Origin of the sequence: Aromatoleum aromaticum EbN1, assembly GCF_000025965.1 — a bacterium.
Lineage (GTDB): Bacteria > Pseudomonadota > Gammaproteobacteria > Burkholderiales > Rhodocyclaceae > Aromatoleum > Aromatoleum aromaticum.
The window spans coordinates 1,551,167-1,572,246 of record NC_006513.1 but is presented as its reverse complement, the minus strand read 5'-3'; the positions used below and the strand labels follow the sequence as shown (position 1 = coordinate 1,572,246).

General features: G+C 62.7%; 18 protein-coding genes. 6 read left to right on the top strand and 12 right to left on the bottom strand.

The annotated features are described in order from the left end of the window. Window positions 1-3: 3 nt before the first annotated feature. The 11 genes from EBN1_RS07430 to EBN1_RS07380 all read right to left on the bottom strand — a co-directional run bounded on the left by EBN1_RS07430 (window position 4) and on the right by EBN1_RS07380 (window position 11,251). On the bottom strand, window positions 4-780 hold the full coding sequence (locus tag EBN1_RS07430; RefSeq protein WP_011237325.1) for a ferredoxin--NADP reductase: 777 nt from the start codon (window positions 778-780) through the stop codon (window positions 4-6). A 93-nt stretch (window positions 781-873) separates the two neighbouring features. Further along, on the bottom strand, window positions 874-1,668 hold the full coding sequence (locus EBN1_RS07425) for a slipin family protein (protein ID WP_011237324.1): 795 nt from the start codon (window positions 1,666-1,668) through the stop codon (window positions 874-876). Then, on the bottom strand, window positions 1,665-3,110 hold the full coding sequence (locus tag EBN1_RS07420) for an NfeD family protein (protein WP_011237323.1): 1,446 nt from the start codon (window positions 3,108-3,110) through the stop codon (window positions 1,665-1,667). Before EBN1_RS07420 ends, EBN1_RS07425 begins: the two co-directional genes overlap by 4 nt. A gap of 190 nt (window positions 3,111-3,300) precedes the next feature. Further along, complete coding sequence (locus tag EBN1_RS07415; protein ID WP_011237321.1) at window positions 3,301-4,557, bottom strand: nitronate monooxygenase; 1,257 nt, start codon at window positions 4,555-4,557, stop codon at window positions 3,301-3,303. Between the two features lie 156 nt (window positions 4,558-4,713). Further along, window positions 4,714-5,994 carry a sulfate adenylyltransferase subunit CysN gene (cysN, locus tag EBN1_RS07410; RefSeq protein ID WP_041645980.1) on the bottom strand — a complete coding sequence of 427 codons (1,281 nt, stop codon included), beginning with the start codon at window positions 5,992-5,994 and terminating at the stop codon, window positions 4,714-4,716. Between the two features lie 375 nt (window positions 5,995-6,369). Beyond that, on the bottom strand, window positions 6,370-7,284 hold the full coding sequence (cysD, locus tag EBN1_RS07405) for a sulfate adenylyltransferase subunit CysD (protein WP_011237318.1): 915 nt from the start codon (window positions 7,282-7,284) through the stop codon (window positions 6,370-6,372). Between the two features lie 9 nt (window positions 7,285-7,293). Then, a complete protein-coding gene (locus EBN1_RS07400) occupies window positions 7,294-7,437 on the bottom strand; it encodes a hypothetical protein (protein WP_157866594.1) in 144 nt (47 codons plus the stop codon). Window positions 7,438-7,441: 4 nt separating this feature from the next. Next, window positions 7,442-8,212, bottom strand: a complete 771-nt coding sequence (locus EBN1_RS07395; RefSeq protein WP_041645978.1) for a phosphoadenylyl-sulfate reductase — start codon at window positions 8,210-8,212, stop codon at window positions 7,442-7,444. Continuing rightward, window positions 8,209-8,760, bottom strand: a complete 552-nt coding sequence (locus tag EBN1_RS07390) for a DUF934 domain-containing protein (RefSeq protein ID WP_011237316.1) — start codon at window positions 8,758-8,760, stop codon at window positions 8,209-8,211. The genes EBN1_RS07395 and EBN1_RS07390 overlap by 4 nt, the downstream gene beginning before the upstream one ends. Next, window positions 8,753-10,438: a nitrite/sulfite reductase gene (locus EBN1_RS07385; RefSeq protein WP_011237315.1), complete on the bottom strand. Its 1,686-nt coding sequence runs from the start codon at window positions 10,436-10,438 to the stop codon at window positions 8,753-8,755. The genes EBN1_RS07390 and EBN1_RS07385 overlap by 8 nt, the downstream gene beginning before the upstream one ends. A 33-nt stretch (window positions 10,439-10,471) precedes the next feature. Continuing rightward, window positions 10,472-11,251, bottom strand: a complete 780-nt coding sequence (locus tag EBN1_RS07380) for a sulfite exporter TauE/SafE family protein (RefSeq protein WP_011237314.1) — start codon at window positions 11,249-11,251, stop codon at window positions 10,472-10,474. A gap of 114 nt (window positions 11,252-11,365) precedes the next feature. Between EBN1_RS07380 and cysB the strand changes: the two genes are divergently transcribed. Further along, entirely contained in the window at window positions 11,366-12,307 is a 942-nt protein-coding gene (cysB, locus tag EBN1_RS07375; RefSeq protein WP_011237313.1) for an HTH-type transcriptional regulator CysB, read from the top strand. Window positions 12,308-12,335: 28 nt separating this feature from the next. Here the strand turns inward: cysB and EBN1_RS07370 are convergent, their stop codons facing one another. After that, window positions 12,336-12,482 (bottom strand): hypothetical protein, encoded by a 147-nt coding sequence (locus tag EBN1_RS07370; RefSeq protein WP_157866593.1) that lies wholly within the window; start codon window positions 12,480-12,482, stop codon window positions 12,336-12,338. 408 nt (window positions 12,483-12,890) lie between these two features. Here EBN1_RS07370 and EBN1_RS07365 point away from each other — a divergent pair, with 408 nt between their 5' ends. The 5 genes from EBN1_RS07365 to EBN1_RS07345 are packed head-to-tail and all read left to right on the top strand — an operon-like array spanning window position 12,891 to window position 21,033. After that, a complete protein-coding gene (locus tag EBN1_RS07365; protein ID WP_011237310.1) occupies window positions 12,891-15,923 on the top strand; it encodes a type I restriction endonuclease subunit R in 3,033 nt (1,010 codons plus the stop codon). A 3-nt stretch (window positions 15,924-15,926) separates the two neighbouring features. Next, window positions 15,927-17,201 (top strand): restriction endonuclease subunit S, encoded by a 1,275-nt coding sequence (locus EBN1_RS07360; RefSeq protein ID WP_011237309.1) that lies wholly within the window; start codon window positions 15,927-15,929, stop codon window positions 17,199-17,201. 3 nt (window positions 17,202-17,204) lie between these two features. Then, window positions 17,205-18,395: an ATP-binding protein gene (locus tag EBN1_RS07355; protein ID WP_011237308.1), complete on the top strand. Its 1,191-nt coding sequence runs from the start codon at window positions 17,205-17,207 to the stop codon at window positions 18,393-18,395. Further along, window positions 18,392-19,405: a virulence RhuM family protein gene (locus EBN1_RS07350; protein WP_011237307.1), complete on the top strand. Its 1,014-nt coding sequence runs from the start codon at window positions 18,392-18,394 to the stop codon at window positions 19,403-19,405. The genes EBN1_RS07355 and EBN1_RS07350 overlap by 4 nt, the downstream gene beginning before the upstream one ends. Continuing rightward, the gene (locus EBN1_RS07345; protein WP_011237306.1) at window positions 19,402-21,033 is read left to right on the top strand and encodes a type I restriction-modification system subunit M; all 1,632 of its coding nucleotides are present in this window, start codon (window positions 19,402-19,404) and stop codon (window positions 21,031-21,033) included. Before EBN1_RS07350 ends, EBN1_RS07345 begins: the two co-directional genes overlap by 4 nt. Window positions 21,034-21,080 lie beyond the last annotated feature (47 nt).

Below are 21,080 nucleotides of genomic sequence, written 5' to 3'. Positions count from 1 at the left end.
TTCTCACCACATGTTCTCGACGACGAGCTGCGCCGGAGCCGCGCGGCGCGACAGCTTGTAGCCGAGACGATTGAGCAGCTTGCGCCCGTCATCGACCATCTGCGGATTCCCGCACAGCATGATGCGGCTGCGTTCGTGGTCGAGCGGGAAGCCGACTGTGCGTTCGAGTTCGCCGCTCTCGATCAGCGTCGTGATGCGCGCGCTCAATGCCCCGGCAACCCGCTCGCGCGTGACGACCGGCACGTAGTGCAGCTTGTGCACGACGTCGCCGACCAGCGGGTGATCGACGAGCCGCGCGATCTCGTCGCGGTAGGCAAGTTCGGCAGCGGTGCGCACGCTGTGCACGAGGACGATGCGTTCGTAGTCGGTCCAGGTGCTGCGGTCATGCAGAATCGAGATGAACGGCGCGAGCCCGGTGCCGGTCGCGAGCAGCCACAGGTCGCGCCCGCTTTCGAAGCGATCGGTCGTCAGGAAGCCGTAGTTCATCTTCTCGACGAAAATCTCGTCCCCTTCGGCGAGGCGGGCGAGGCGGCTCGTGAATTCTCCGTCCGGCACGACGATCGAATAAAACTCGAGGTGTTCGTCGTACGGTGCGGAGACCATCGAATACGCGCGCCAGACGATCGAGCCGTCTTCCTTTTGCAGCCCGAGGCGGGCGAACTGCCCCGGCACGAAGCGGAATGCCGGGTCGCGCGTGGTGCGGAAGCTGAACAGATGCGGCGTCCAGCGCCGTAGCGTGATGATGCGCTCAGTGGTGAAGCGGTCGGCTGGCAAGGACATCGGCAGCTCCGTCGGGGTTGGCTAATGTTGATTAAAATACTCGGGTATTGCGCCGCGGGCAACCCGTGTGAGCTCGGAGGATCCGACAGTTGCTCAGGCCTGCGGCGGACGGGTCGCCACGACCGGGCGTGCCGCACCGGCTTCGAGGAATCCCTTGAGCAAGTCGACCGGCACCGGGAAGACGATCGTCGACGACTTGTCGCCGGCGACCTGCGTCAGTGTCTGCAGATAGCGCAGCTGCATCGCGGCAGGCTGGCGCGACAGCATCTCGGCCGCTTCCATCAGGCTCTCGGCCGCCTGCTTCTCGCCTTCGGCATGGATCACCTTCGCGCGCCGCTCGCGTTCGGCTTCAGCCTGACGCGCGATCGCGCGCACCATCGTTTCGTTGAGGTCGATGTGCTTGATTTCGACGTTCGTCACCTTGATGCCCCATGCATCAGTCTGCGCGTCGAGGATCTGTTGCACGTCGAGGTTCAGTCGTTCGCGTTCGGCGAGCATCTCGTCGAGTTCATGTTTCCCGAGCACCGCGCGCAGCGTCGTCTGTGCGAGCTGGCTGGTGGCCACCATGTAGTTTTCGACCTGAATGATTGCCTTCTCCGGGTCGACGACGCGGAAGAACACGATCGCGTTGACTTTCACCGAGACGTTGTCGCGCGAGATCACGTCCTGGCTCGGCACGTCCATCGTCACGACGCGCAGGTCGACGTTGACCATCTGCTGGACGCCCGGAATCACGAGCACCAGGCCCGGGCCCTTGACTTTCCAGAAGCGTCCGAGCATGAAGATCACGCCGCGCTCGTATTCGCGCAGGATCCTGATCGCACTGACGACGAGCGCGATCAGGATCAGCAGGACGGCGCCGAGGCCGAGGTTGAAGTCGTAGATCATGAGGAACTCCTTTCGATCGCAGAATGAGGAGGTACGATTCGTTCGACGTGCAGCGTCAGGCCGCTGATGCCGACGACGCGCACCCGGTCGCCCGGAGCCAGCGGGCCCGGTGCGGTGACGCGCCACGATTCGCCCTGCACCTGTGCCCAGCTGCCGTCGCCCGACACGACCGTGACTGTGCCGACGCTGTTCACCAGCGCTTCGCGGCCGCTGACGACAGTCTGTTTGCGGGTTCGTGCGGCAAGGCTGCCGACCGCGAGGATCAGCGCGGCGCTGACGAGGGCGAGTCCGATGATGAACGGCAACGGGATGCCGAAGCCGGGCGCTTCGGTGTCCATCAGGAACAGGCCGCCGACGACGAAGGCGACGATGCCGCCGACGCCGAGCGCCCCGAAGCTCGGCAGGAAAGCTTCGGCGAGCATCAGCGTCGCGCCGATCGCGATCAGCGCGACTCCGGTCCAGTTGATCGGCAGCAACTGGAACGCATACAGCGCGACCAGCAGGCAGATCAGTCCGGCGACTCCGGGGACGCCGAAGCCCGGGCTGGTGAATTCGAAGAACAGGCCGTAGATGCCGATCATCATCAGGACCAGCGCGAGTTGCGGATTCGAGAGGATCGACAGGATGCGGTTGCGCCAGTCGGGCGCGATTCGTTCGACTGCGGCATCCGCTGTGGCCAGCTGCACCACGTTGCCGCTGTCGAGCTTCACCGTGCGACCGTCGATCCGTGCCAGCAGGTCCTTCAGGTCGCTCGCGACCACATCGATGACCCCTCCCTTGAGCGCTTCGTCGGCCGACAGGCTCGCCGCCTCCCGCACCGCGCGTTCGGCGAAATCCGCGTCGCGGCCGCGAAGCTGGGCGAGGCTGCGCAGATAGGCGGCGGCGTCGTTCTCGATTTTCGCCATCATCGCGTCGCCGCGCGGGGCTTTGGGCGCAGCGGCCTTGTCGGCACTGTCGCCATCCTTGCCGGGCCGGGTGGTCGCCGGATCGTTGTCCTTCGCCGGCGGTTTCCCGCCTCCCGGCGCCCCGATCGCGACCGGGGTCGCAGCGCCCAGATTCGTCGCCGGCGCCATCGCGGCGATGTGGCTTGCATAGAGGATGTAGGTGCCGGCGCTGGCGGCGCGTGCGCCGCCGGGGCTGACGTAAGTTGCGATCGGTATCGGTGACGCGAGGATTTCGCGGATGATGACGCGCATCGAGGCGTCGAGCCCGCCGGGAGTGTCCATCTCGATGACGACGAGTCCGGCGTTCTCGGAGCGCGCGCGGGCCAGTCCGCGGCTGACGAAGTCGGCTGTCGCCGGGCCGATGACTCCGTCCAGCCGCAGCGCGACCACCCTGGCCGCCGGAGCTTCGGCCGCCCGCCCACCGGCCGGCAGGCCCAAGCCGAACAGCAAAAAAAGCAGAAAAAGCAGGGTGCCCAGTCGTCGCATCGCAGCGTGCATGCCGGTTCCTTCGGACGCCGATGCACGCGTGCGAGGTGTAATGCGTCGTGCATCCGCTCGTCTGAGTGTAGCGCGGGCGAAGCGTTCCCGCTGACAGGGGCGGACGACGGGCTGTGCGATCGTCGGAAGGCGAAAAAAGGGAGCGGCCGCCGCAGCAGGCGGGCGCTCCCTTCAGGAGGTCAGAGCGGTTTCAGGCCTGTTCGGCCGGAGGCAGCGCGATGCGGTTGTCCTTGCTGTACTGGTAGTCGTGGAAAATGTGTTCCGCGCTGAGGATCTGGTACGTGCCGTCCGGCCGCCTGTGCGTCGTGTCCTTGAGCCGGTACGTGTAGTGGCCGCAAGTCCAGCAGTCGAAGTTGCGCATGTGCGTGCACAGGCAGGTCTTGTCCATCACGCGCAGGCGGCGCGCGTCCGGGTGCGCCGCGAGCTCGCGGTTGTAGGCGGTGATGTACGCGCAATTGCCGTTCGCGTCGAGCAGGTAGCCGTAGGCTTCGCAGTTCGGGCGGTTGCCGGCGCCGATCGACGGGCTGCTCTTGAGCATGCGCATCGGGTAGCCGGTCGGGGAAGTGTTGTTGACCTCGATGTCCTCTTCGTCCGCGCTGAAGTAGTGCTGCTGCACCTCCGGCGGCAACCCGCATTCGTGCGACACGGTGAAGCGCGTCGCGACCTGCACTGCCGCGGCGCCGGCGTCGAGGAAGGACACCGCGTCGCTGCCGGTGAAGATTCCGCCGGCCGGGATCAGCGGGATGTCGAGGTTTTCGGCTTTCAGGTAATCCTGGATCTCGGCCATGATCGCGTGCAGGTCGTACTGCGCCCAGTCCATGCCGAAACCCAGGTGGCCCCCGGCGAGCGGGCCTTCGACGACGACGTAGTCGGGCAGGCGGTTGGTGCGTGCCGATTTGCGCAGGAACAGCAGCAACGCGCGCAGCGACGACACGATGATGCCGAGCTTGACGTCGCGAAAGCGCGGGTGATCCTCGATTAGCGCGAACGAACCCAGGTGCAGGCCGGCGGCGAGCGTGATGCCGTCGATACCGGCGTCCAGCGCCGAGCGCAGGCGCACGCGCAGCGTGTCCTTCGGCCCGTTCATCGTCAGCTTTTCCATGCAGTTGATGAAGATCAGGCCATTGCCGTGCTTGCGCTCCATCGTATGGCGCACGTGGCGCTCGGTCGCTTCGGCGAGCAGGCCGAGATCGAACTGCACTTCGGACTTGTCGGTGTTCGCGACGTTGTACTTGTAGATCTTGAGCTTGTCGCGCGTGTACTTGGTGTCGTAGCGCCGGTCGCTGACGGTCGGGATCATCGCGTCCGAGATGTGCCCGATACCCCCGAGTCGCGCGGCTTCGAGCGACAGGTCCGACGTCGAGATGTCGACGCCCATCCCGCCAATCATGATGGGAACATATTCCCTGCTGCCGAACCGCAGGCGAAAATCATCGACAGATTTCATGTTCGTCTTCTATGTTGCTCGCTGTGCCCTGCAGCTGGAAATCGGGCAAGGCGCCATTTTCCCACACGCCGGGGGTCGACGGGGAAGGCGTTGCGCCCCCGGTGCCGCGAGGGCGCCGGGGGCGGCAGGGGATGCGGGTGTTCGGGCAGGGCAGGTTCAGCGGATCATTCCGGCACCGACGGTGTTGTTCGTGCTTTCATCGATGATGATGAAAGCGCCGGTGGCGCGATTGTCGGTGTAAGGATCGGCGAAAACCGGCTGGGCGAGTTTGAGTGTCAGGTTCGCGATATCGTTCATTGCAAGCGTCGCCACCGGCTCATGTTCCAGCGTGTTGACGTCGAGCCTGTAGTCGATCTTCGCGATCTTCGCCTTCACTTCGCGCGTCGTGTGGCGCAGCAGGTAAGTGCGTGCCGGCGACATCGGGGTTTCGGACAGCCAGCACAGGGTCGCGTCGATCTGCTTCAGCGCCTGCGGCTGCTCGGCGCTCTTGACGATCATGTCGCCGCGCGAGATGTCGATTTCGTCGGCCAGCAGCAGTGTGACTGACTGTTCGTGGATCGCACGCCGCTGGCTCAGGCCGCCGATCTGGATGTCGCGGACAGAACTCATGCGCCCCGACGGCAACACGGTGACAGCGTCGCCAATGGCGATTTCACCGGATTCGACCCGCCCCATGAAGCCGCGGTAGTCGTGCAGTTCGGGGTTCGCCGAGTCGTGCGGGCGGCACACGAACTGCACCGGGAAGCGGAAGTTCTCGGCCTGTTCGGTGTGCGCGGCCGGCACCGTCTCGAGGATTTCGAGCAGCGTGGGGCCGTCGTACCAGCCCATGCGCTCGCCGCGGTCGACGATCATGTCGCCGTTGAGCGCCGACAGCGGGATGAAGCGCACGTCCTTGATGCCGAGTTTCGCCGCGAACGCGAGGTAGTCGGCACGGATGCGTTCGTACACCGCCGCGTCGTAATCGACCAAGTCCATCTTGTTGATCGCGACGAGCAGATGCGGGATGCCGACGAGGCTGGCGAGGTACGAGTGGCGGCGCGTCTGCGTCAGCACTCCTTTTCTCGCATCGACAAGGATGATCGCGAGGTTCGCGGTCGAGGCGGCGGTCACCATGTTGCGCGTGTACTGCTCGTGGCCGGGCGCGTCGGCGATGATGTACTTGCGCGTGCCGGTCGAGAAGTAGCGGTAGGCGACGTCGATCGTGATGCCCTGTTCGCGCTCGGCCTGCAGGCCGTCGGTGAGCAGCGACAGATCGACGGCGGTCATGCCGCGCTTGGCCGAGGTCTTTTCGATCGCGTTGAGCGTGTCGGCGAGGATCGTCTTGCTGTCGAACAGCAGGCGGCCGATCAGCGTGCTCTTGCCGTCATCGACGCTGCCGCAGGTCAGGAAGCGCAGCAGGCCGTGGTCGGTGTCGGGCAGGTTTTCGAGGGCGGACATGGTCATGGTTCCTTCAGTTCTTTCCAAAATTTCTGTTGCGGCTTAAAGGTCGATGCGGTCTCGGGGGTGCCTGCCCGCCGGGGCCGGGTGGGGTGTTCGTTCTGCGGGCTGCGGAACTCGCTTCGCTGCGCTCGCTCAGACAGTCCTTGCCCGCGCCACGAACACCCCACCCGTCCCCGGCTACCGGCTCGGGTGCAGCCAACTGGTTTCGCTTCTTGCTTCTCGTTCGAACTGGCACACCCTCAGAGCGGGGCGGGGTGTTTGCGGAGCGGCGAGGACTGTCTGAGCCCGAAGGGCGAGTTCCGCAGCCGCGGAGCAAATTCCCCGCTCCGCTCGATTAGCACCCCGAAGGCTCCATACGAAAAGCCCTACCTCTCAAAAATACCCTTCCTTCTTCCGCTGCTCCATCGACGCGTCCGAAGTCTGGTCGTCCATCCGCGTCGCGCCGCGCTCGGTGATCGTCGTCGTCGCGGTTTCGAGGAGAATCTTCGCGACGGTGTCGGCATCGGATTCGACCGGGGCCGTGCAGGTGATGTCGCCGACGGTGCGAAAGCGCACCTGGACGTTTTCCACCACGTCGCCGGGCTTGGCCGGCGTGACGTCGGTGACCGGCTGCAGCAGGCCGTTCTTGCGCACGACCGGGCGGACATGCGCGAAGTAGATCGACGGCAGCTCGAGGCGCTCGCGTTCGATGTACTGCCACACGTCGAGCTCGGTCCAGTTGCTGATCGGGAACGCGCGGATGTTCTCGCCCTTGTGCGTGCGAGCGTTGAACAGGTTCCACAGCTCGGGGCGCTGGTTCTTCGGGTCCCACTGGCCGAACTCGTCGCGGAAGCTCATGATCCGCTCCTTCGCCCGCGCCTTTTCCTCGTCGCGCCGCGCACCGCCGATGCAGGCGTTGAAGCCGAATTCCTCGATCGACTCGAGCAGCGTCACCGACTGATGCTTGTTGCGCGACTCGTCCGGCGTCTTCAGCACCACCGTGCCGCGCGCCATCGAGTCCTCGACCGAGCGCACGATCAGCCGCTCGCCGAGCTCGGCGGCGCGCTTGTCGCGGAAGTCGGTCACTTCCTTGTAATTGTGGCCGGTGTCGATGTGCATCAGCGGGAACGGGAAGCGGCCCGGGCGGAAAGCCTTCTCGGCGAGCCGCAGCATGCAGAGCGAGTCCTTGCCGCCGGAGAACAGCAGCACCGGGTTCGAACACTGTCCGGCGACTTCGCGCAGGATGTGGATCGCTTCGGCTTCGAGCCAGTCGAGATGGGTCAGGGTTTGTCTGGTCAGCGTGGACATGGTCGGTTCTTAACGTTTGATGTTCGAGGCGCGCAGCGCGCGGAAAGCGGCTTTCAGCCCGGCACGCAGCGCCGAGAGGCGGCGGAGCAGGCTAGGACCCGCGTACGGGGCGGCAGCCCGGGAATGCAGAGGGATGTCGAGGCGGCGGTTCATGGTCTCAGCCCTTCCTGACATGCAGTCCGCATTCCTTCGACGCCGGATCCTCCCACCACCAGCGTCCGGCGCGGACGTCCTCGCCGAGCGCGATCGCGCGCGTGCAGGGCGCACAGCCGATGCTCGGGTAGAACTGGTCATGCAGCGCGTTGTACGGCACTTCATGGATGCGGATGTAGGCCCACACTTCGGCCTCGGACCAGTCCGACAGCGGGTTGAGCTTCTCGAGCCCGTTGCCGGCATCGAATTCACGCTGCGGCAGGCCGGTACGAGTGACCGACTGGGCGGCGCGCAGACCGGTGATCCACGCTTTTTTCCCGGCCAGCGCACGGCGCAGCGGCTCCATCTTGCGCACGCCGCAGCACGCCTTGCGCAGCTCGACCGAGTCGTAGAACGCGTTGATGCCGTGGGTGCGGACGTGGGTTTCGACTGCTGTTGCGTCGGGGAAGAAGATCTTCAGCTTCGCGCCGTAACGCTGTTCGACTTCGCCGATCAGCGTGTAGGTTTCGGCCGGCAGGCGGCCGGTGTCGAGCGAGAAGATCTCGATCGGCAGCGCTTCGCGCAGGATCAGGTCGGTCAGCACCATGTCTTCAGCGCCGAAGCTGTTCGCGAACGTCAGCTCGCCGGCCGAACCGAACTCGGCGGCTGCGGCACGAAGGAACTCCAGCGCGGCGGCGGATTTCGTCGCGACACTCGCGCGCAACGCGTCGGTCAGTTCCGGGCGGGTCGCCGGATTCGCCGTCGCGGGACGCAACAGCGTCACGGCGCCGCTCACGATTTCACCTGCGGCGGAGTGCTGCGGGCAACGCGCCGGAACAGCGGCTGCGGATGCGTGGCCGATGCCTGGTAAGGCACGGTGAAATCGGCGAGGCTCGCGGTTGCCGCTTCGAGCTGCTCGTCGGAGTACCGGCCGGCACGCGGCTGCAGCGCGTCGAAGCCGGAGCGCGTCAGGTAGTTGAACTGGTCGCGCAGCACCTCGCCGATCGCGCGCAATTCACCGCTGTAGCCGTAGCGGGTGCGCAGCAGCGTCGCGGTCGAGTAGCCGCGCCCGTCGGTGAACTTCGGGAAATCGATGCCGATGACCGCAAAGCGCGCGGCGTCGTCGGCGAGCGCTTCCGGCCCTTCGCTGCTGCCGAGCCACACCCCCAGCTCGCCGGCGTCGGCACGCCCGGCAAGCTCTTCGCGGCGCGTCTGCCAAACCACGAGCGGGACGAGCACGTGCCCGGCAGGCACCGACGCGTTGTCGGGAGTTTCGCCCTCGGCGAGCGTGACGATCTGCCAGTCGTCGGAAACGACCCGGCCGTTCTTGATCAACTTAGGCATGAGCCACCTTCCTTTGCTTCTGGACTTCGCCGCCATACACGCGCTGCTTGAACGGCTCGATGCCGAGGCGATGCACGGTGTCGACGAAGCGCTCGTCCTCGTGGCGGTATTCGATGTAGGTTTCGATGAGCTTCTCGACGACGTCGGCCATCTGCGCGCGCGCGAACGACGGGCCGATGACCTTGCCGAGCGCGGTCGCGTTGCCTTGGCAGCCGCCGATCGTCACCTGGTACCACTCCTCGCCATTCTTGTCGACGCCGAGGATGCCGATGTTGCCGACGTGGTGCTGGCCGCAGGCGTTCATGCAGCCCGAGATGTTGATGTCGATGTCGCCGATGTCGTAGAGATAATCGAGATCGTCGAAGCGCTGCTGGATCGCCTCGGCGATCGGGATCGACTTCGCGTTCGCCAGCGCGCAGAAGTCGCCGCCGGGACAGCAGATGATATCGGTCAGGAGGCCGATGTTCGGCGTCGCGAGACCGGCCTCGCGGGCGAGCTGCCACAGCGTGTGCAGATCCGACAGCTTGACGTCGGCGAGGACAATGTTCTGCTCGTGCGTCATGCGCGCCTCGCCGAAGCTGAAGCGGTCGGCCCAGTCGGCGACGAGCTCCATCTGCTCGGCGGTGATGTCGCCCGTGGGCACGCCGGTCTTCTTCAGCGACAGCGTCACCGACGCGTAGCCGGGCACCTTGTGCGCGCGCACGTTGCGCTTGACCCACGCGGCGAACGGCTTGCTGTCGGCGAGCTGCGCCTCGTAGAGCGCATTGCGCCCGGGCAGCGTCTCGTAGTCCGGGTCGACGAAGTGTGCTGCGACGCGCTGCACTTCGGCTTCGGTCAGCGTGTTCGGGCCGTCCTTGACGTGCGCCCATTCCTCTTCGACCTGGCGCGCGAACTCCTCTGCACCCAGCGCCTTGACGAGGATCTTGATGCGCGCTTTCCACACGTTGTCGCGCCGGCCGTGGCGGTTATAGACGCGCAGGATCGACTCGCAGTAAGTGACCAGGTGCTGCCACGGCACGAAGCCCGCGATCTCCTCGCCGAGGATCGGCGTGCGCCCGAGGCCGCCGCCGACCAGCACGCGAAAACCGATGTTGCCGTCGGCATCGCGCTTGAGGTCGAGCCCGATGTCGTAGATGCGCACGACGACGCGGTCTTCGGTCGCGCCATTCAGCGCGATCTTGAACTTGCGCGGCAGGTACGCGAACTCGGGGTTGTAGGTCGCCCACTGGCGCAGGATCTCCGCCCACGGACGCGGATCGACGATTTCATCCGCGGCGACGCCAGCGAACGCGTCGGCGGTAATGTTGCGGATGTCGTTGCCCGAAGTCTGGTTCGAGTGCATCTGCACGCTCGCCAGCTCGGCGAGCATGTCGGGGATGGCTTCCAGCGGCGACCAGTTGAACTGGACGTTCGTCCGCGTCGTGAAATGCGCGTAGCCGCGGTCGTAGGTGCGCGCGAGGTATGCGAGCTTGCGCAACTGGCGGCTCGCGAGGTGACCGTACGGCACCGAGATGCGATACATCGGGGCGTGGCGCTGGATGTACAGGCCATTTTGCAGCCGCACCGGACGGAACTCGTCGTCGGAGAGTTCGCCGGCAAGATGGCGGCGCATCTGGTCGCGAAACTGCACGACGCGTTCGTCGAGAAGCTGCTGGTCATAGTCGTCGTATCGGTACATCGCGTCTCTCTCGTTAAATACTTTTGTTGCAGCTCAGTGGCTGATCAGCTTGGCGCCGACCAGCACCAGCATCGTTGCCAGGATCGGGCGCAGCACCCGGTCCGGCACTTTCGTCGAAATGTGGGTCCCAAGCCAGATGCCGGGGAGCGAGCCGACGATCAGGCTGCCAAGCAGGAACCAATCCACGCTGCCGAGCATCCAGTGGCCGATGCCGGCGACCAGCGTCAGCGGCACCGCGTGCGCGATGTCGGAGCCGACGATGCGCAGCGCCGGCATTCCCGGGTACAGGAAGAACAGCGCGGTCACGCCGAGCGCCCCGGCCCCGACCGAGGAAATCGACACCAGCACGCCGAGCACCGCGCCGACCAGCACCGTCAGTCGCGCCGTGCGCACCGGGTTCGACGTGCCGCCGAAGCGCGCGAGCGCATACGCCTGGATCTGCTTGCGGAAGATCAGCGCCACTGCCGTCAGCACCAGGGCAACCCCCAGCGCGACCTTGATCAGCCCTGTCGCGCCCTCCATGCCTCCCGGCGCGAACGTGCCGACGAGCAGCAGCGTGACCACCGCGGCGGGAAGGCTGCCCGTGGCGAGCCGCCGCGTGATCTGCCAGTCGACCGTTCCTTTCAGCCCGTGCGCAAGGGTGCCGCCGGTCTTCGTGATCGACGCGTACAGCAGGTCGGTGCCCACTGCGACCGAAGGGTGGATGCCGAACAGCAGCACCAGCAGGGGCGTCATCAGGGAGCCGCCACCGACGCCGGTGAGTCCGACGATAGCGCCAACTGCGAATCCGGCAACGGTGTAGGCGAGTTCCATGAGATGCGTCTTCTTTCTTTCTTGTATGGTGCGGCGCATCGTAAAACAGATCGCTAGATGCAAAAAGCCAGTTGACGTTAGACTCTAAGAAGAATTGGTTATAAGGGTCCCGGAATGAACCTCCAGCAACTGCGTTACATCTACGAAGTCGCCCGACGCGGGTTGAACGTGTCGGAAGCTGCCGAGGCGCTGTTCACGTCGCAGCCGGGAGTGTCCAAGCAGATCCGGCTGTTCGAGACGGAGCTCGGCGTCGACGTGTTCGTGCGCCACGGCAAGCGTCTCGTCGCAGTCACCGATCCCGGTCGCCAGGTTCTCGCGCTCGCCGAACGGGTGCTGCGCGACATCGACAACCTGCGGCAGGTAGGCGACGAGTTTACCAACGAGTCGACCGGGAGTCTTTCGATTGCGACCACGCACACGCAGGCCCGCTACGTGCTGCCGCGGATCATCCGCGATTTCATGCAGCGCTTCCCGCAGGTCAAGCTGTCGCTGCACCAGGGCAACCCACGCCAGGTGTGCGACATGGTGATGTCGGGCGAAGCCGACCTCGCGATCGCGACCGAGGCGATCGCCGACTACGACGAGCTCGTGATGCTGCCCTGCTACCAGTGGAACCGCTGCATCGTCGCGACGCCGCGCCACCCGATCCTCAAGGAGCATCCGCTGACTCTCGAGGCGATCGCGCGCTACCCGCTCATCACTTACGACGACGCTTTCACCGGCCGCAGCCTGATCAACAAGGCTTTCCTCGGCCGCGGTCTGCGCCCGAACGTCGTGCTCACCGCGCTCGACTCGGACGTCATCAAGACTTACGTGTCGATGGATCTGGGCATCGGCATCCTCGCGCGCATGGCGTTCGATGCCGCGGCCGACAAGACGCTCGGCATGAGCGATGCGGCGCACCTGTTCGAGTCGAGCACGACGCGCGTCGGCTTGCGCCGCAATGCCTACTTGCGCGGCTATGTGTACGCATTCATCGAACTGTTCGCGCCGCACCTGACGCGCCGCATGATCGACGTCGCGCTCGCCGGCGGCGGCGAGGACTACGGCATGTGACGAGGCGGCCTGCGACGAGAGGCCGGCTTCAGACCGGAAGAAACGAATCGATGCGCCGCTTGCGCTCCTGGTCGAGCAGGCGCGTCGCGACGTCGCCCGGCACGCCGAGCGTCTCGAACACCGAGCCGGCGAGCTGGAGCCCGGATTCGAGCGTCTCCGGGAACAGTATCGTCATGCCGCGAAATTGCGCGGCACGTGATCGCCGTTTTGCATTGCCACGGGTCAGTCACTTGCATTCGATGTGACCAGGCTCTGCAAAGGTGATGATCGCTAGCGCGGCCTGCCTGATCGTGTCAGAACGACCCAAACCTGCCTGATGATGTTTGCAGGGCCGAAGTCGGCTGCGTGATCTTCAAGCTGTCAGCCGGCGCGTCGGGCTGGCCGCCTCATACTTGGCTAATCCAGATGTTCACCTTCAGCGCGCGCAACGACCGTCTCACGCTAGTTCCAGTCATTCACGTAGGGCAACGAGAGCTACGCCCCCTCGGGGGACCACTTTTTCGACTGTGTGCTATCGTCGCGCTCCTTGAAAGCAAGCGCTCACGATAAAACTCTCAAATGCTACTTCTTCCTGCGCTTGCTGATGATCTCCACTGAAAACCAGATCGAGCTGGGCCTGATCGCTAAGCTGGGCGATCTCAAGTACACCTACCGGCCCGACATTCGTGACCGTGCAACGCTGGAAGCGAACTTCCGCGAGAAATTCCAGCAGCTCAACCGGGTCAAGCTCACCGACGAGGAGTTTCAGCGGCTGCTGGAAGAGATCGTCACACCCGACGTCTTCACCGCGGCACAAACGCTGCGCAGCCGCAACAGCTTCACCCGCGAAGACGGCACGCCGCTGAACTACACCCTGGTCAACATCGACGACTGGTGCAAAAACACGTTTGAGGTCGTCCACCAACTGCGGATCAACACCGACAACAGCCATCACCGCTACGACGTCGTTCTGTTGATTAACGGGGTACCCGTCATCCAGATCGAGCTGAAGACGCTCGGCATCAATCCGCGCCGCGCCATCGAGCAGATCGTCGAATACAAGAACAACCCGGGTAACGGTTTTACGCGCACGCTGCTGTGCTTCATGCAGGTGTTCGTCGTCAGCAACCGCGACTCGACCTACTACTTCGCCAACAACAATGCGCGGCATTTCAGCTTCAACGCTGACGAGCGCTTTCTGCCCATCTACCAGTACGCCGCGCCAGACAACACCAAGATCACCGGGCTGGACGAGTTTGCCGACGCCTTCCTCGCCAAGTGCACGCTAGGCCACATGATCAGCCGCTACATGGTGCTGGTGGCCAGCGAGCAAAAGCTGCTGATGATGCGCCCGTACCAGATCTACGCCGTCAAGAACATCGTCAAGTGCATAACCGAGAACAGCGGTAACGGCTACGTCTGGCACACCACCGGCAGCGGTAAGACGCTCACCAGCTTCAAAGCGTCCACGCTGCTGAAGACCAACTCGGCCATCGAGAAGTGCCTCTTCGTGGTGGACCGCAAGGACCTCGACCGCCAGACCCGCGAGGAATTCAACCGCTTCCAGGAAGGCTGCGTCGAGCAGAACACCAACACCGGCGAACTGGTCCGCCGCATGCTGTCCGACGACGCAGCGGACAAAGTCATCGTCTGCACCATCCAGAAGCTCGGTCTGGCGCTGGACGAGAACAGCAAGCGCAACAAGAGCCGCGAGAAGCGGGGGCTGGCCACCTATACTGACCAACTGGAAGAACTGCGCGACAAGCGCATGGTGTTCATCTTCGACGAATGCCACCGCTCGCAGTTTGGCGACAACCACCAGGCCATCAAGGAGTTCTTCCCCAAAGCGCAGCTCTTCGGCTTCACCGGCACGCCCATCTTCCCGGAGAACGCGAGCTACAAGCAGATCAGCGGCGATGAGAAGACGCTGAAGACCACGCAGGATCTTTTTCAGCAGTCGCTGCACGAATACACCATCACCCACGCCATCGAAGACCGCAACGTCCTGCGCTTTCACGTCGACTACTACAAGCCGGATGGCAAGAATCCGCCCAAGCCCGGGGAAACGCTTGCCAAGCGCGCCATCGTCGACGCCATCCTCGCCAAGCACGACGCCGCCACGGGCGGGCGCAAGTTCAACGCCATCCTCGCCACGGGCTCCATCAACGACGCCATCGAGTACCACGCGCTGTTAGAGGATGCACAGGCCGAGCGGCAACTGACAGACCCGACCTTCGTGTCGCTCAACATCGCGGCCGTCTTCTCACCGCCGGGCGATGTGAGCGCCGACGTGCGCCAGCTTCAGGACGACCTGCAGCAAGAGAAGCAAGACAACCAGACCGACCCCGAAGGCAAGAAGGCCGCACTGCAAGCCATCATCGTCAGCTACAACGCCCGCTTCGGCACAAACCACCGCATCGAGGACTTCGACCTCTACTACCAGGACGTGCAGCAACGCATCAAGGATCAGCAGTGGCCCGATGCCGACCTGCGCAAAGCCGCGCCCCACATCCCGCATCACAAGCTCGACATCACCATCGTCGTCGACATGCTACTCACCGGCTTCGACAGCAAGTACCTCAACACCCTCTACGTCGACAAGAACCTCAAGCATCACGGCCTCATCCAGGCTTTCAGCCGCACCAACCGCGTGCTCAACGACACCAAGCCTTTCGGCCACATCCTCGACTTCCGTGGCCAGCAAGACGCGGTGGATGCCGCCATTGCCCTCTTCTCTGGCGCCAAAGGCGAAGCCGCACGCAAGATCTGGCTTGTGGACAAGGCCCCCGTTGTCATCGAAAAGCTGCAAGAGGCCAAGCATGCCCTGCAGATTTTCATGAACTCGTACGGGCTCTCAGGCAAGCCCGAAGAGATCGCCAAACTGCAAGGCGACGATGCCCGTATCGGCTTCGTCGAGGCCTTCAAGAAAGTGCAGAAGCTGCAAACCCGGCTTGAACAGTACACCGATCTCACGCCCGAGCAGGAAGAGGTCATTCAGAGCATTCTGCCCAAGGACGAACTGAACGCCTTCCGCGGCCAGTACCTGGAGACCGCGAAGCGACTGCGCGATGAACGCGCGAGCGTCGGCAACCGCGCGGGCGATGATAAAAGCGAAGAAGTGGTGCAACTCGATTTCGAGTTCGTGCTCTTTGCCTCGGCCACCATCGACTACGACTACATCATGAAGCTTATCGCTGACTTCTCCACCAGGAAGCCCGGCAAGGCCACGATGAGCCGTGAACAGTTGGTTGGCCTGATCGCGGCCGACGCCAAGTTCATCGACGAGCGCGACGACATCACCGAGTACGTGATGAGTCTCAAGGCCGGCGAGGGCCTGGACGAGCGCGCCATCCGCGCGGGCTATCTGCAGTTCAAGGCCGCAAAGGCCGCCCGCGAACTGGCCGAACTTGCCGCAGAGCACGGCCTGTCCGCGCCGGCGCTGCAAGGCTTTGTGGACGCCATCCTCGCCCGCCGCATTTTCGACGGTGAGCAATTGACCGAACTGCTGGCCCCGCTGGAGCTTGGCTGGAAAGCCCGCACGCAGAAGGAACTGGCCTTGATGGCTGATTTGGTCCCACTGCTGAAGAAGCGAGCCGGTGGCCGGGATATCTCGGGCCTCAAGGCTTACGAGGATTGAAGCGTGGCGAAGAAGGGTAAGACAACGGCGGTGCCGAAACTGCGGTTTCCGGAGTTCAGAACTAGAGCAAGCTGGGAGTACACCGTACTCGGTGATGCATCAACTCCGGTCACAGAGCGAGTTGGAGATCGAAAGCTAACGCCCGTGAGTATTTCTGCAGGCATTGGCTTTGTCCCTCAGGCAGAGAAATTTGGGCGGGACATCTCCGGGAATCAGTATTCTCTTTATACGTTGGTTCGCGATGGGGACTTCGTTTACAACAAAGGAAATTCTCTGAAATTTCCTCAGGGATGCGTCTATCAACTCCGTGGATTGGGTGAAGTCGCAGCCCCTAATGTGTTCATCAGCTTTCGACTCAAGCAAGGTTTTGTGGCCGAGTACTTCCAGTACTGCTTTGAGAAGAACATCCACGGCGCTCAGCTCAAGAAGCACATTACCAGCGGCGCTCGTAGCAACGGCCTGCTGAACGTCAGCAAAGATCAGTTTTACGGCATCAGCATTCCCACTCCGCTACCAGACGAGCAGCAGAAGATCGCCGACTGCCTGACTTCGCTGGACGAGGTGATTGCCGCTCAGGGGCGGAAAGTCGAGGCCGTGAAGACTTACAAGCGCGGCCTGATGCAGCAGCTCTTCCCCCGCGAAGGCGAAACCCTCCCCCGCCTCCGCTTCCCCGAGTTCCGCGATTCGCCGAAGTGGGAACCAACGACTTTGGATGGTCTGGTAGACCTCCAGTCTGGCGGCACTCCCTCGAAGATCAATCTTGCCTTCTGGAATGGTTCGATTCCGTGGGTCTCCGCTAAAGATATGAAGCGGCTTTTCTTGGATGACGCGGAGGATCACATCTCGGCCGCTGCTGTCGATGACGGAGCCAAACTGGTTCCTGCTGGTACGGTGCTCATGCTGACGAGAGGCATGACTTTGCTTAAAAACGTGCCCATCTGCGTATTGCGCCGCGAGATGAGCTTCAATCAAGACGTAAAAGCTCTGCTGCCAAAGGGTGAAACGACAGGCTTGTTCGTGGCGCTCCTGCTGCTTGGAAATAAGCAACGCTTGTTGAGGATGGTCGACATTGCGGGCCACGGAACCGGCAAGCTGAATACTGACGAACTGAAAGCTCTTAAGCTAGCGGCACCGAAACCAGCCGAACAGCAGCGGATCGCCGACTTTCTTTCCTCCCTGGATGCCCAGATCGCAGCCGAGGCGGACAAGCTCGCCGCGCTGAAGATCCACAAGGATGGCCTGATGCAGCAACTATTCCCGTCGCCGGTTGAGGCATAGCGCATGGCGCCCATGAGCTTCCCCAGTCTGCCCGAACTCGCGCAGCAGCTCCGAACGGAGTTGGCGCAAAAGAAGTTCGTCCTGCTCTACGCCTACAACGGCACCGGCAAGACACGGCTATCGGTGGCGTTCAAGGACTTGGGCAAGAAGCGAGTTCTGCTGGGTTCGCTGCTAACGGAAGCGAGCGAGCCTATCGAGACAGAAGATGGGGACACGATAGAGCTTGAAGACATTCAGGGCGACACGCTCTACTTCAACGCATTCACCGAGGACCTGTTCCACTGGGACAACGATCTGAAGAACGACCGCGAGCGGGTGCTGAAGATCAACAAGGACTCGCGTTTTTTCGCGGGTCTGGGTGAGCTGGAAATGGATAACCGCATCCGCCCGCTGTTGAATCGCTACGCCGATTTCGATTTCCGCATCGACACGACCGAGTGGGAGGTGAGCTTCTCACGCGAAGTGGAGATCGAAGGTGCGAAGACGGTCGCAGAAGACATCAAGGTTTCGCGGGGCGAGGAGAACATCTTCATCTGGTGTTTCTTCCTCGCCATCGTGGAACTGGCGATGGACCCGGAGATTGAGGCCTACCGGTGGGTGAAGTACGTCTACATCGACGACCCGATTTCGTCGCTAGACGAGCACAACGCGATTGGGGTGGCCAACCATCTGGCGCAGCTGCTGCTGAACGCGAAGAACCCGCCCAAGACGGTCGTCTCGTCGCACCACACGCTGTTCTTCAATGTGCTGGGCAATGAGTTCGGCAGGAAGGCGAACCGGCACTTCCTGAGCAAAGGGGCCGGTGAGAGCTATCTGCTGCGCGACACTGGCAACACGCCGTTCTTTCACCATGTCGCCTCGCTGCGCGAGCTGTGCGATGCGGCTGAATCGGGTGAGTTGCGCACCCACCACTTCAACATGTTGCGCGCCATCATGGAGAAGACAGCGAGCTTCCACGGCTACGGCAGTTTTTATGACTGCATTCGGCCCGACGAGGCGGATGGTCCGGACAAGACGATGTATGCGCGAGTGGTCAACATCATGAGCCACGGCAACTATTCGCTCTACGAACCGGTGCCCATGATGGAAGAGAACCAAGCCCTCTTCAGGAAGTTGCTGAGTGACTTCCGCAAACACTTTCAGTTCAATCCGATTCTATTTGACGATCCGAGCAATGAGGCACCAGCAGCATGAGCGAGCTGATCCTCTACACCACCGAAGACGGGCGCAGCCAGATCAAGCTGCGGGCCGACCAACAGACGGTTTGGCTGACGCAGCTGGAGATGGCCGAGTTGTTCGACGCCACCAAGCAGAACATCTCGCTGCATCTGAAAAACGTCTTTCAGGACCGGGAGCTGAACGAGGTTTCAGTTGTCAAGGAATCCTTGACAACTGCCGCCGATGGCAAGCGCTACCGGACGCAGCTCTACAACCTGGACGCCATCCTGGCCGTGGGCTACCGGGTGCGCTCGCCGCGCGGCGTGCAGTTCCGCCGCTGGGCGTCCACGGTGCTCAAGGCGTATCTGCTCAAGGGCTTTGCGCTGGACGACGAGCGCCTGAAGAACCCGGACGGCCGCCCGGACTACTTTGACGAGATGCTGGCGCGCATCCGGGACATTCGTGCCTCGGAGAAGCGCTTCTACCAAAAAGTGCGGGACCTGTTTGCCCTCTCCAGCGACTACGACAAGACCGACAAGGCTACGCAGACCTTTTTTGCCTCAGTGCAAAACCTGCTGCTCTATGCGGTAACGCAAAAAACGGCGGCGGAGCTCATCACCGCCCGCGCCAATCGTGACGACGTAAACTTTGGTCTCCTGCATTGGCAGGGGGCCAGAGTGCGCAAGCAGGACATTCTGATCGCCAAGAACTACTTGAGCGAAGACGAGATCGACACCTTGAACCGTCTGGTGGTGATCTTTCTGGAGACAGCAGAACTGCGCACCAAGCGCCGCGAGGAAATCCGCATGAGCTTCTGGCGCCAGAACGTGGAGCAGATCATCGGCAGCAACGGCTTTCCCGTGCTCACGCGCGCGGGCTCGGTCAGCCACGAGCAGATGGAGCGCACCACCAACGCGCTTTATCTGGACTACGACCAGCGCCGCAAGAAGCAGGAAGCCTGGCAAGCCGACGCGCAGGACGACGCCGAACTGAAGGCACTGGAAAACACCGTGAAGAAACGCCCCGGAAAGCCACATTCAATATGACCGAACAAGACCAGAAACAACTGGGCAAAACCCTGTGGGCCATTGCCGACCAACTACGCGGGTCGATGAATGCGGACGACTTCCGCGATTACATGCTGTCCTTCCTGTTCCTGCGCTACCTCTCGGACAACTACGAGCAGGCCGCAAAGAAGGAGCTGGGGGCGGACTATCCGGACGTAGCTCCGGGTGTAATGGAACAGACCGACTCCACGACACCTCTTCAAATTTGGTACGAAGAGAACGCCGACGATGTGGCCGAGTTCGAAAAGCAGATGCGCCGCAAGGTGCACTACGTCATCGAGCCCGACTACTTGTGGGGCAGCATCGTCCACCTGGCCAAGACAGAGAGCAGTAAGTTGCTCGACACCCTGCAAAAGGGCTTCAAGTACATCGAGGAAAGGTCTTTCCAGAGCAACTTTCAGGGCCTGTTCTCGGAGATCAATCTCGCCTCCGACAAGCTCGGCCGTAAGTACGAGGATCGCAACGATAAGCTGTGCTCGATCATCTCGGAGTTGGCGCGCGGCATGTCGCTGTTCTCGACCGACACCGATACGCTGGGCGATGCTTATGAGTACCTGATCGGGCAGTTTGCAGCGGGTTCGGGCAAGAAGGCGGGCGAGTTCTACACGCCGCAGCAGATTTCCGACATTCTGTCTGCCATCGTTACGCTCGACAGCCAGGAGCCGAAGGAAGGGCCGCGCAAGAAGCTGGAAAACGTGTTCGACTTTGCCTGCGGCTCGGGTTCGCTGCTGCTGAACGTGCGGCACCGCATGAAGAAGGCCGGCGGCACCATCGGCAAGATCTACGGGCAGGAATACAACGTCACCACCTATAACCTGGCACGCATGAACATGCTGCTGCACGGGGTGAAGGACACCGAGTTCGAGATCTACCACGGTGACACGCTCGCCAACACCTGGGACTCCCTGCGCGAGACCAACCCGGCGAAGAAGCCGCAGTTTGACGCGGTGGTAGCCAATCCGCCGTTCAGCTATCGCTGGGACCTTGGCGATGCCATGAGCGAAGACATGCGCTTCAAGAACCACGGCGTGGCGCCGAAGAGTGCGGCGGACTTCGCCTTCCTGCTGCATGGGCTGCACTATCTGAAGGACGATGGCGTGATGGCCATCATCCTGCCGCACGGTGTGCTGTTCCGCGGCGGGGCGGAAGAACGCATCCGCCGCAAGCTGCTGATCGACGGACACATCGATACCGTGGTCGGACTACCCGCCAACCTGTTTTACTCGACGGGCATTCCGGTCTGCATCCTCGTGCTGAAGAAATGCAAGAAGCCGGACGACGTGCTCTTCATCAATGCGGCTGAGCATTTCGAGAAAGGCAAGCGACAGAACCAGCTGAGCGACGAGCATATTCAGAGGATCATCGACACCTATCAGCAACGCCCTTCGGACATTCCCCGTTATGCCCGGCGAGTGGGCATGGAAGAAATCGAGAAGAACGATTTCAACCTGAACATTTCGCGCTACGTCAGTACGGCAGTTGCGGAAGAGGAGGTCGATCTTAAGGCGGTGCATCAACAACTGGTCGACATCGAAAAGCAAATCGTAAAGGCAAAGGACAAGCACAACGCTTTCCTGAAGGAGTTGGGGTTGCCCTCACTGCCGTGACAGGTGTGGATTGAGCTCACCCCCGTAAGTGATGGCAACCCGCTCTG